The sequence below is a fragment of the Reichenbachiella faecimaris genome (assembly GCF_900176375.1).
Lineage (GTDB): Bacteria > Bacteroidota > Bacteroidia > Cytophagales > Cyclobacteriaceae > Reichenbachiella > Reichenbachiella faecimaris.
Genome location: NZ_FWYF01000004.1, coordinates 229,921 through 243,679, shown reverse-complemented (window position 1 = coordinate 243,679; position 13,759 = coordinate 229,921). Strand labels below are relative to the sequence as shown.

1 protein-coding gene (cut by a window edge) is annotated in these 13,759 nt (G+C 40.2%); it reads left to right on the top strand.

Translation table 11 applies throughout. The annotated features are described in order from the left end of the window. A protein-coding gene (locus B9A58_RS20265; RefSeq protein WP_176214833.1) for a LamG-like jellyroll fold domain-containing protein crosses the window boundary here: on the top strand, positions 1-13,759 show its 3' portion. The gene continues 14,420 nt to the left of window position 1, outside the view; 13,759 of the gene's 28,179 nt are visible here — the last part of the coding sequence; the start codon falls outside the window, past its left edge; its stop codon occupies positions 13,757-13,759.

The following is a 13,759-nucleotide window of genomic DNA, read 5'->3' as shown; positions in this document are numbered from 1 at the left end:
AGATGGTATTCCAGATGTGGTAGATGTTGACCTTACTTTAGGGCTAGATGTATCTCCTGTGAATGGCATAGACGATAGATTTGAAGTAGTTAATACGGGAGGAAGTGATGGAGATGGAGATGGAATTGATGATTTCTATGATCCAGATTTGACGCAGATTGATTTCACCTCTGTGGTGGTTGAAGACAATTCTTTTCCAGTTGATCTAACGTTGCTTCCAGCACATACAGAAAGTGCAGCAGTGGCTGTGACAGAATTGGTAATAACATTCTCAGAAGAGGTTCGCGCCAATTCGGGTAACTTGATTCTAAGGGATTTTAATACGCTCGATGTAGTTGAAACGATAAGTGTAACTAACTTATCCAAAACTACCATTGTAGATAATGTTGTTACATTCACCTTGTCTTCTATTCTAGAAAAGGGAACGACTTACTTCGTAACTGTTGCCGCCAATTCGTTTGAGGATTATGGAGGAAATGATTGGGCAGGTTTAATTGGTGCTGGATCTTGGTCTTTTACTACGGCAGATGCAGCGGCACCCACGATTGTTAATTTCAATCCCGTATCAATAGATCCTGGCTCTCCTAATGGAACGATAAGTAGAAGCACCAACATTACATTGACCTTTGATGAAGCAGTTAATTTTGGTACTGGTACAATTACAGTATCAGGTGATAATGGATTTGTAACTGAAAATTATGACATAGGGACGGCTCCATCGCAAGTCACAGGTGATGGGACAAATGTTATTGTCATCAACCCCGACTTTAGTTTTGTTTCTGACGAATTGGTCACTGTAGATATCCCTGAAACAGCATTTGCATCAGTAGATGATGGCACTGACTTTGAAGAAACGGGTACTGATGCGTTTCCTGCTGATAATATTGAAACTATTGAATTCAGAACTATTGATACTGGAGACAATACGCCACCACAAATTTCGGCACAGATTTATGAAAATTTTGACGGCCTGATTACTGATGTTGGTACTGACCTTGCCGGCTGGACAAGTTCCAATGACGTATTGGCAGGTGCAGCAAATGCTGTAGGTGGAAGCGGGGATGCTTCTGGAATCCCTGATGTGGCATCCGCATATATTCAACTGCCTACATTAGCTTCAGCTAATAGCATAACGTTCTTGTATAAAACAAGTGCTGTTGGTACCGCAGTGCTCAACTTAGTTGATCAATCTGGAGGTTCTGTAGTTCTGGATGTCATCAATGCCACAAATGATAGCGAGTTCCTTGAGTTTTATCATGAATTCGGTACACCATATTCTGGAGATATTAGACTTGAAATTGATGAAGGAGCTTCTGACATAGGTATCATTATTGACGAATTAGGTGTGGATAGAGGGTTTAGTCCTTATGATGGTAATGACGATGTGGCTTTGGCTACAGGATCGCTGACTATTTCGTTTGACGAAGATATTCAACCAGGTTCTGGCGCCATCAGGCTTTTTGCAAAAACAGATCCAGATATTACCGTATTGCAATTTGGTGCAAATAGTGGCCTCTTGACTTACAATAGCAATGAGTTGACTATCGACATTTCGTCTTTAGGTGACCTTCCAGGTAGTGTAACTTTCTATGTAGGAATTTCAGAAAGTGCCATTGAAGATTTGGCTGGAAACCCATTCGAGGGAATAGACAACAAATACACTTGGAACTTTACTACTTCAAGTGAAATTATTCCACCTAAAGTCAATACACTTACCCCTGAGGATAATGAGACGGATGTATCTACTACCGATAATCTGGTACTGAAATTTGATGAACCTGTAGTTGCAGGTGCATCAGGGACAGTCACGCTTTACTTGTCTGCCTCTGGAGATATAGTAGATCAGTTCGATGTCACCTCAGATATTCTAAATTCAGGTGCCGCAGGTTCTCTTTCCTTAGAAGGTAATGAGTTGACGATCATTCCAACTGATGAATTATCTGGTCTTACGGGATATAATGTAAGAATCACAGCGGGTGCTTTTGAAGACTATTCTGGAAATGCGTTTGCAGGCATTTTGACTGCAAACGGATGGAACTTTACAACTGGTAATTTTGATGCTACAAACCCAACAGTAGATGCGGGTGTGGCAGACTTCTTTGTTCCTGCGCATGACCCTGGAAACAAAGTGGTGAGCATTACACCAAGTATCAGTTTCACTATGACTGAGCCAGTAAATGGAATTGGTGGAGCTAATATTATCATATATGATGTAACTAATGCACAGAATCATTTAGTCTTGGATGCCACAGATTTCAGCATTGATTATTTAGGTAAGACTGTTGAGATCAATAATGTAACCTTAGAATATAACACAACTTATTACATAGAGATTCCTGCTAATACCATTCAGGACAACTCTGGCAATGAGAATCTGGCTGCCATTGGTGGATCAGGTGTTTGGGAGTTTACTACTATCCTAGATACTGATGCTCCAGAAATTGTGAGTCTTGATTTGTCTATTGATGGAACCACTGATGTTCGTGCTTCCAGAACTTTTGTGATGGAGTTTAATGAACCCGTGCAATGGGGTGCTGGAAATATCAATTTGTACTACACAGATGCTGACGGTTCAGCTATTGCATCTCTAGACGTAACGTCTGATGTGAATCCAGTAAATGAAGTTATAGAAGACTTTGACTATGATGAAGGAACGTTCGATTTTGAAACGGGAACTTGGACACAAACTAATGCCGCATTGGCGGGAGCAGGGCTTGCCGTAGGTGGTACTGGTGATGCGATCAGTATTTCGCCTGCAGATAATGATCGTTTAGTTACACCACTTATTTCAAATTTTGAAGCCATTGAATTTGAATATAGATCTGAAGATGGAGGTGCTGCTGAATTTGAAGTTTGGTATTCGACTGATGGATCTTCTTTGACCACTCAATTAGGTGCTTTTGTCAACACCTCAAGTACGACATACGCCACATTTAGTCAATCCTTAGCTGGTGCTGTGGATGGTTATGTGATCATTAAAAGCAATGGAAACGGTGGATCTAATGTTGTTGTAGATAATTTCATATATACCTCTGATACGCATCTAAGTTTTGAATTTGACCTGGCTTCAGGTGGTACGGATTATTATATCACTGTAGATGCTGGTGCAATAACTGATGTAACTTTTAATGCAGGAGCTACAGATAATGACTTTGGAGGATATGCTGCATCTCCTGTTTCAGGACGATGGAAATTTAGTACAAACGATGACGCCACTCCACCAGCTTTGACAGCATTTAGCCCAGCCAATTCGGCTTCAGTGAATGTAACTTCAGCAGATCAAATTGTTTTAACTTTTGATGAAATCGTTACACCTCAGCCTGGAAGTTTTATTAATGTCTATTATACTTCCGATGCTTTACTTGCATTCCAGATTCCAGTGGATGCAGTCAGCGCTGTGGTATCTGGTGGCGAAGCAACATTTACCTATGATATTTCTGATGAAGTAGGACAGGAACTGAGTGGCGGTATTGGTTACTTCTTCGAGCTAGAAGCTTCGGCATTCGAAGATTCTGATGCCGCCCCAAATGGGAATACCTTATTTGGTGACGCAGCTACCTGGGGAATTACCACTACAGGAGATGTTACAGTTCCTAATTTCTCATTTACGCCTACGGATGGTACAACCAACCAAAACGTTAATGTTGATCTAATTTTTACTTTCGATGAAAGAGTAGATCGAAATGGTGGGAATAATATTGAAATATATTATAACGATGGTGTTTTGGCTCATACTTTTGATGCTGATGCAGACGCCCTCTATGATGAGTCAATTGCTACGGCTCCAGGATCTACGGTAACGTATTCTACTACTTTATCAGGAAGTACGGGATATTATGTAAATGTAGATGCTGGTGCATTTGCAGACAAGACACCTAATGCATCATTGGCGATTTCTAATAACACGGATTGGAACTTTACTACTGGATCCGATGCTACAAGCCCTGGAATAACTTTTGCGCCTACAGGAGCTTCACAAGATCCTACAAGTACAAGTTTGGTTGTGACTATAGATGAGCGCGCCAGTGCAAAACCGAGTAGATTCATCAGGGTGATGTATGATTCTGATGATACAGAAGCACTTGCTATAGCAGTAAATAGTGAAACAGCTGATAATAGTGGAACCGGCTCTGTGTATACCTATGATGTTTCCAATCAGTTAAGTGGAGGTGTAAATTATTATGTAGTTTTAGATGCTGCTGCATTTGAAGACGCCACTGGTAATACTTCCAGCGCATTGATTGAAGCTGATGGTTGGGCATTTAGCATGGCAGATGATGGTGTGGAACCGAATTATACGGGTGTATTCAGTCCAATAGATGGTTCTTCAATCTTGACTTTAAACGCTGATTTTGAAATCAATTTTGATGAGCCAGTGAATCCAGTCGCTTTAACTAATATAAATTTCTACTACCAGTCTGATGATGTGCTGGCTTTTAGTATTGCAGCCAATTCTGGTACACCATCAAACGGAAACACTACTTATTCTTATTCTAATTCTGGATTACAGGGTAATACGTCATACTATGTGCAAATAGATGCAGGATCGTTTGAGGATAACGACATAACACCAAATGCCATTGCTGCCATTGCCGATGAAACCACATGGAATTTCACGACAATAGCAGGCGATTCTGATGCGCCCACAGCGATTTTGTCTCCGTTAAACACGACAATAGACGTGGATATCAGAGGGAACCTTGTTCTTAGTTTTAACGAACCTGTGATTTCAGGAAGTGGTAGTATTACAATTTCGGGAGGGCCAAATGGTAATATAGTAATACCTGTTACGGATGCCTCTCAGGTATTGGGCAATGGAACTTCAACAATTACTATTAATCCTACTGACGATTTATTTACAGGAACTGTTTATACTGTAACCATGCCAAATACCGCATTTGTAGATGCGTCATCTAATCAATATGTACATGCCACGTGGGGATTCACTACAATTGATGGAGTGGTAGTTGATAATGGTGCGGGTTCTACCGCTACATTAGCATCTTGTGTCAATGGATTTGTGACTGATGCTTTAGGTGGTAGTGAGAGTATCTATATATCTGAAACAAATCCAGATGACTTTAGAGATGCTAATGGGACAGGTTATACATTGGAATTGACATTAGGTGCAGGATACGAATTTGAGCCTGGCATAGGCTCTGTGGCATCCTCGACCGAAAATAACATTACCATTACTAATCTATCTGTTACTAGCAATTTGGTTACAGTAACGTATTCAAATGACGGTAATGGAGATCAATTAGATGAAATTGTGATTTCAGGTTTGGCTATTAATAATTCTACACCAGCCATCACATCTGCAACCATAGTTCGTACAGGTGGTTCAGCTGATCTTTACGGTAACAGTGTGTCGCATGAGTTTAGTCACTTAGATGTTTCGACTAGAGCAGGACTTGGTGCACCTACGGTTTCATACCCTGCTGGTACTATTACTAATGATGTGATGCAAGTGGATCAAAATGAATCCTTTTCAATTACTGCCACTGGAGCTGGAGGAACCTACAATTGGTATTATTATGACGATACTTTTGACGAGGCTGGCGAACTGGCATACACAGGAGCCAGTCCGACAGAAGTCAATTTATATGATATTACCAATCCGTACCCAGAAAACTTTGATGTCTCCGCCACTGGTATTTATACACTATTTGTTGATGAGACTGAAGTTGATGGATGTATTAGTGCTTCAGAAGAAATAAGTATTGCAGTTGTAAACATTACTCAGACTCCTCTTGGCGATAACTTCTTGGTAGAAGATAACCAAATAGCAATATCGGGTTCGAACCCAGCTGATCATACCGTTACTTTTTCTGGACAAGGCTTAGTAGGTACAGACGTAGTATCGGATCCAGCTACAGTCAATTTCAACCCAGGTATTGGTGAAGGAGATTATGCTTTTTCATATAAATTAAAAAGTGACCTAACGCAAAAGGAGTATACTTTTGAAAAGATATTTTCAATTGCCAATACTGCGACTATATTCAATAATATAGTGGATAAAGATTTTTGTGAAGACGATGCAGCTGTAATCTTAAATGCCGATACATTGTCAGCTAATGGGTTTGATACCCAACGCTATGTTTTCTATGAATTTGAGCTCGTTGATGACACGAATACACCTGTGGCCGGATTGACTGCTCCTAACTGTTATGAGAATACGAATGATGGATATGGCGATGGCGTGGTAGATTGTGAAGCACCAGCTGGACCAGATTTTGCAAACGGTGTACCAGATGATTTTGATCAATTATATACTGATGGTTGGACATTTGACCCTTCTGGATTGGCTCCAGGAAATTATACCATTAAAAGGATTGTAATGGACACAACCATTAATGGTTTTGATGAATCCAATACGCTAACCTTACTTACAAACACTTTCAGAATTAATGCACTACCTACAGTAGAAATTTTGGACATTGATGATACTTACTATTGTGAGCAAGTTGGCTCATTCAATGTAACGGCTGAAGTGGACGGGAATGCTGTTACATTGCTGGGTTACACATTAAAAGAAATAGACCCAAATCCAGATTCAACAACAATATTAAATACTGCGGCAGTAGGTTCAGCAATATTTGACTTAACAGACCCTGGTGCAATTGGAACAGGGCCTGCGTTATATAGGTTAGTTTATACCTCTGAAGAGTCAGATTTCCTAATTGATTCTGATGGAGACTTCCCAACTAAGGGGTGTGTAAACCTTGATTCTGTGTATGTAGAACTTTTATCTAAACCTGCACAGCCTACCTTGGCTAATACACTAACTGGTATTGGAGAACTGGATGTGTCAGGAGAATACGTACTTGAATATACTACAGGTACTGTAATTGCTAATATGACAGCAACTACGGGCGCTGATTCTATAAGGTGGTATAACAATATTAATAAGACTGGTGAAATCACAGGAAACGCTGGAACGATTGGTGAAGTGATGGCCACTACTACCTTATTCGGTACTACTACTCCAAACGGTGGTATCGAGAAAGAATTTTTCTTTACGCAGACAACGGATCTTAGAATCAATGATTCGGATTTTGAAGGGTGTGAGTCCGATATTAGAGAGATCACAATTGACGTCTACTCAGTACCGAATGAACCAATCGTGGATACCGGGTCTTCGACTTTTGTATATGACGCTGGTAGTGATACTTATGTATATGAGTATTGTGGTACGGGTACCGTGGCCTTGGATGATATTATTCTAATAGATAACATGGAGGATAATGAGCCTGCTCAATCATATTATACTTTCTATGCAGATGATGGCAATGGGAATATTGATTTGGGTTCAGAATTATTCTCAACTTATGGGACTACAGATTTAGTGACTTTTGTACCTACCAATACCAACGCGCTGTTAGGACTTGATTTCGCAGGAACGGCGAGTACGAGTATTACAGTACATGTGATTCAGACAGACAGAGACAATACAGAGGATGGCAGTGTTACTGCTGAGTATGTGGGTGCAGAAAGTGGCTCTACAAAAATTACAATAAACGTAAACGCGACTCAAAATGCGCCTGATATCAATAGCTTCAATGGTGCGTATGTGACTGGTGCTACTGCAGATTTTTATATCTGTGAAGGAGAGTCCATTGGTCAAATCGAAACCCCGTCAGTTACAGGCTCAGTATATGAATGGGCTACGGATAATACCATGGGATCAGAGGTTTTTGTTGATGAAGTGGGCGGAGTTACCAATGACATTTCCGCATTTGCCAATCGATTAGTAACAGAACAAGAATTGATCGATCACTTTGCATACGATCCAGATGTGCCCGGAACATACACGTATTATGTGAGACAATATACAGATGAAAATCAGGCTGTAAACTTCAATGGATGTGCCAGTGACTGGACTACTATCAATATATATGTTCTTACAGACCCAGTTGCTCCGACATTTGATGATGATGGATCTGCTGCTGATTTAGATGCAACCACTGATTTGGAACTTAGATTCTGCGAGGGTGATTTGAGCGGGCTGAGTGTTTCTGTTTCTGGAGATACAGATGAAACAACGGATGATCCAGTAGAATTTAACTGGTACCGTTCTGATGTATCAAGGGCAAAACTAAGCCCTACTCCAAGGTTTACTGGAACAACAGCAACTGGTATTGATTTAGGAGTTACAGCAGCTGAAGAGTCTGATGGAAATTATTACTTTTTAGTATCTCAAACTAATTATATTAATCAAGATGGTTCAGGTTATGTAGGTTGTGAAACTGAAGATGCTGATATGGCCTTTCTTACCATAAGTGTAAGAGATATTCCGGCTGCACCTACCGAAGATGCTACTGATGGCGTGGTGACTACATTCTATTATTGTGAAGGAGATAATAATGCTGTGCAGCCTATCATCGTTGAGGGCGAAGGAGGAGTAATATTCAGATGGTATGATGATTCTGATTTATCTACAGAATTGACTGTAGCTGATGCGGATGGAAGTATCATACAACCTACAGAGTTAATTCCTAGTGAGCTATCTGAAGATGGCAGCACAGTCACAGATTTGAGCGGTTCACCTAAAGAAGGTACATACACTTTCTATGTGACTCAAACGCAAGATATTGTTTCAGGCCCTCCAAATTTCGCTGGATGCGAAAGTGCTGCTCGTGCGATCACTGTGCGTATACTTCGTAAACCTGTTGATGTCATATTAGCAAGTTATAGTAATACTTGTACGGATATTGATAGTGATGATATACCCACTTTCCAGATCAACAATGGTGAGGCCAATGCCTACTTCAACTGGTATGCTGCTGATGGAATAACGTTGGCTACAGGGTCAACATTCTCGCAAACAAATATCTATGCACCATCACATTTGGATCCAGTTGGAACAACAGGTGATTTCACTTTCTTTGCTACACAGACCATTAATTACAATATTGGAGGCTCTGGATTTACTGGATGTGAAAGTATCAACCAAACACAGATAGATTTCACCAAATATGAAATACCAGTGCCACCAACTGTGACAGGTGTAGGCAACTTACCTGGAGACCTAGTGCTTGATGATACGCATGTCTATTGTGCAGATGGCTCTATAACCACTATGGCTATAGCCAATGCTGGAGACTATACGTCTCCCTCATTTAGATGGTATGCAGATAATTCTGGCTCATTGACCAATCAAATTTCAACTGGTGCTAGTTCCGACGGATCTGTCATCAATGTTTCGGATCACCCTTCTTATACTTTTGGTGGTGATAACACTGTACTTGATTTGGAATATTATGTCACCACTATCCAAAACGGTTGTGAAAGCGATCACAATGATCCCGTCAATGCAACAACGGTAACATTAGATATAAATAGACTGCCTGTGGTGGATATAGTTTATGGAGAGGTTGTTGATGAAAATGCAGTTGACGATGACTTAGATGGAACAGAAGTTTGTTATGATCAATCAGAATTCTTAATTCAAGGAACAGAAGATAAAGATGCAGTTGACGGGTATGCTACTAGTGGTCTATTCACAATAGATTCTGATGGTCTTGTTGACAATGCTGACGGTACCGCGGACGTGACTGCTTCTACAGCAGCATTAATATATACCACAGAATTTGGTGTGAATTCTGATCATACTGTAAGTTTCACTTATACTGATGCAGAAGGTTGTACGAGTAGGACAGTCGAAAGTACGTTCACTGTGAATTCACAACCTGAATTGGAATTGAGGTATTCAGCTAATACTGGTGAAAACTCCAATGGCGATTTAATTGAGGATGTAGGAACAGAAATTACCGAGGTGTGTTATGATCAGGCTACTTTTACGATTAGAGGTAAGCATATATCTGGAGACGAAACAGCTGAGTCTAATGCTACTGACGGTGTGTTTAGACTATTTAGTGATTCTGGTTTAACTGATGAAATCACCACTGGATTTACTGATAATGGAAATGGAACTGCAGACTTCACAGCAGCTGATGTGTCTGATGCTGCTGAAAATGATAACTACAGCGGAGGAAGAGAGGGAACGCCACATACTTACTATATAGAGTATACCTATATAGATGATGATGGTAGTTACAATTGTGAAGAGATTATTGTTAGATCAATTATTGTTTATCCTCAACCGACTTTAGGAATAGAGTATAATACAGCTGCGGGAGCCAATGCAATTGGAGATGATTTGGCAAGCACGATAGTCTGTTATGATGAAGCTTCTTTTGATATTCGGGGTACACATATTTCTGGAGCTGCTAGTGCCGAATCAGACGCAGCTTCCGGTATTTTCACTCTTTATACAAACTCAGGATATACTGCAGAGCTTTCGACTTCTGGATTTGTAGACAATGGTGATGGAACAGCATCAGTGATTCCAGCAGATATTTCAGAGGATAATGGCATTGATCGAGACGGAGTTCCTGTGACTTATTATGTGGAATTTATTTATACAGATGAATCAGCTTCTGAATATGCTTGTGAAAATGTATATCAAACCTCATTTGTCATCCAACCTCAGCCTACTCTGGATATAGAATATACAAGTAGTGCTGGTGGAAATTCTGCTGGTGAGTCTATAGATGGCACACATGTTTGTTATGATGAAGGACAATTCACCATTCAAGGCACACATATATCAGGAGCAGCGTCAGGCGAATCAGATGCTACCTCGGGTTCCTTCAGACTCTTTACGGACGAAGCATTAACAGATGAAATTACTTCTGGATTTGTGGACAATGGGGACGGAACGGCGTCAGTTGATGCTACGGCAATTTCAGTAGAAAATGACGCTAATGTAAATGGCTCTGATGGAGATACTTGGGTGTATTATGTAGAATTCACTTATTCTGATGCTTCTGGCTCATATAGTTGTGAAAACATACTGGTAAGTGAATGGACGATTGAACCACTTCCAGAGATGGAATTATACAGTGATTTGGATAATTTCCAAACAGGGGATGATGGTGTTGTATTTTGTGAAAGCGATGAGTCGTTTACTCTAAGAGGTGATCGAAATACTGTCAATGCTGGAAATAGATTCATATTTCATTCTTATAATGGGGGAGTGGAGCAAGAATTGTTCACAAGCTCTACGTCAGGTAGCGGTACTGATGATGTCGAGTATGACCTAAGAGACTTTACGGATGAAGTTCAAGCTCAGTCCGGGACTTTTGATCTCAGGTATGAATTCACTGATAACGAAACTGGATGTTATAATGATGTAACCAAACAAATAGTGGTTAACATCCTTCCTGAGGTATTCGCAGTTGTAAATGGAGGGTGTATTGATCCTCAGGTTCAATTTGATGTGGAGTTACTGAATGACGGTACCGATGTTTGGGAAACGGAAGAAATTCCAGAACCTCCTAGAGAATCACCATTCACTTTGGATGAGTTGACTTTTGAATGGCAATTCTATAATGCTGATGATAATGGCGTAATCCAGAAAACCAGTCCTTATGATGATGGTGGTGGCTCAGTCAAAAATGGTCAAATGGTTACACATGACTTCGACGGATTTGATGGACTCGATGCTCAATTTGGAGTAGTGCTAGTTGCAACAACTGCGGACGGATGCTCAAGTGACCTGAATGAAGTGGGCATTACAGAGCAATCCATATTAATTAGAATAAATCCAAATATTTCTATTGAATGGGATCAGGTGATTGTAGATCAGCCTACTACCTTTTATGTGAATGAAAACGAATTGTCTTTGAATCAAATTCGAGCAATTACAGTATTGGATGAGACTAATGGAATAACAATAATTGACGAATCATGGCTAGACCCGGTAAATGCGCCACTGACTAATAGAACAATTTCTACGGGCGATGATATTCAACTTTTTGGACCATTTGATTATGATTTCCCAAGTGTTGGTAAGTACGACCTGAAAGTGATATTAGAAAATAGCAATGGTTGTTTCGATAGTTTGTTACGAGAAGTAAATATTATTCCTATTGAATTGATTGATCCTGTTACAGGATTTGTCGAAACTTTTGACCCGTCAAGTGGTTTCGATCCTGATAACAACGGATGGTATGCCGAGAAATTAGTTGATGATGCAATCATTACTTCTCAAATGAGTCTTGAGGGGATCGAATCAATCAGGTCAAGCAGTTGGATATGGAATGAGGTTAATCTAAATGCTGATTCTTTGGCTCTTGATGGTGTGGTAAATGATGATTTAATTACCAGCTATACTGAAAATTGGGCTTGGGGTACATTATCACAGGATGGCTCTAGTTATCACTATTTGACTGGTGAAGATTCCTGGTTATATAGCCCAGCTTTTGATTTCTCACAACTTGACAAACCCATGTTGAAGTTAACCATGGCATTTAATTTTGAAGAATCAAAAGATGGAACCGTGGTTCAATATTCGACAGATAGAGGAGAATCTTGGGAGACATTGGGTAACTACTCGAATGGAATTACAACTGGCCTTGAATGGTATAATTTTGATAACGTTGGTTCTGATCCTGGGCAGCAACAAATTGAAGATCCAACCTTGTCTACCTCGGTTGGATGGTCAGGAAATCAGGCCACACCTTCATGGGTGAGTGCCAGACACACCTTGGATGATATTCCAGATGCAGATCGTTCCAATGTCAGATTTAGATTTGCTCTGGGAGCAACTTCTGCTGATAAAACTGGATATTTTGGATTTGCATTGGCAGATTTTACAATCCAAGAGCGATCTAAAAATGTGTTGATCGAAGAATTTGTAAGTGTGTCGGATGAAGATACGGACGGAACTGAAATCAATACGCCAACTGCAAATTTGAAAGCAGATATTGCTGACGTGCTACCTGGTGCTTCAGTAACGGTTAGAGATGAAACGATTATCGCTTATCATTCGGATTTTGGATTCACTGATCCTTTTAATGCACAAAACCCGGCAGGGCCTAGTGCAAGATCTATCTACTACAATGTGGATCAAGTAACTTCTATCTTAGATGGTCAGTTAGGTGGAATAAGCACCTCGGCCAAAGCTGGTGAGTTGACTTGGGATCAGGATGACTTGAGATTAAATTCTCTTAAAGATCCAGGGTTTAATATTACAGTAACAGCTGACCCTAGCGCATCTGACACTGAAATAAAAGGTACAATATCTTTTGAGGCTAATCAGGATTTTGCTGCTACTGAGGATGATCCAATTGAATTAAGAGCGTATGTGGTCATAATTGAAGACATAGTTACACAAACAGTCGGAGGAATAGATGAGTTCGACAATGTCATGAGAAAAATATTGCCTTCTGGGTCGGGTAAATATGTGAAACTTACTTCTGAATTAGCAGTAGGAGATGCCTTAATGTTCACTGACACTGATGGGAATTCGACTGATGAGGTATCTGTGTCTTGGGATTTGACAAACATTGCTGATGACTCCAATTTGTCTGCAATTGTATTTATACAAAATAGTAGTACTAAGGAGATTTATCAATCAGTTAGAATTGACAATGCACATAGTCTGGTGTCGTCTAAGAGCAGTTCTACTGTTACGAATGTAGCGGATAGAATAGCAGATGCAAGGGATTTCAGCATGTACCCAAATCCTACTGACTATGAAGTGTTCATCATCTTTGATCAGTTGATTCAAGAAGACATGCAATGGTCAGTATTCGACCAAACAGGTAGAGTGTTTGATCAAGGTAAATTACCTGCCGGTAATGAAGGGTTTAGTATGAAAACTGATAGATTCCCAAGTGGATTGTACTATATGTCTATTAGAGGTGAGAAATCAGAATTTGAATTCAAGAAATTGATGATCACGCATTGA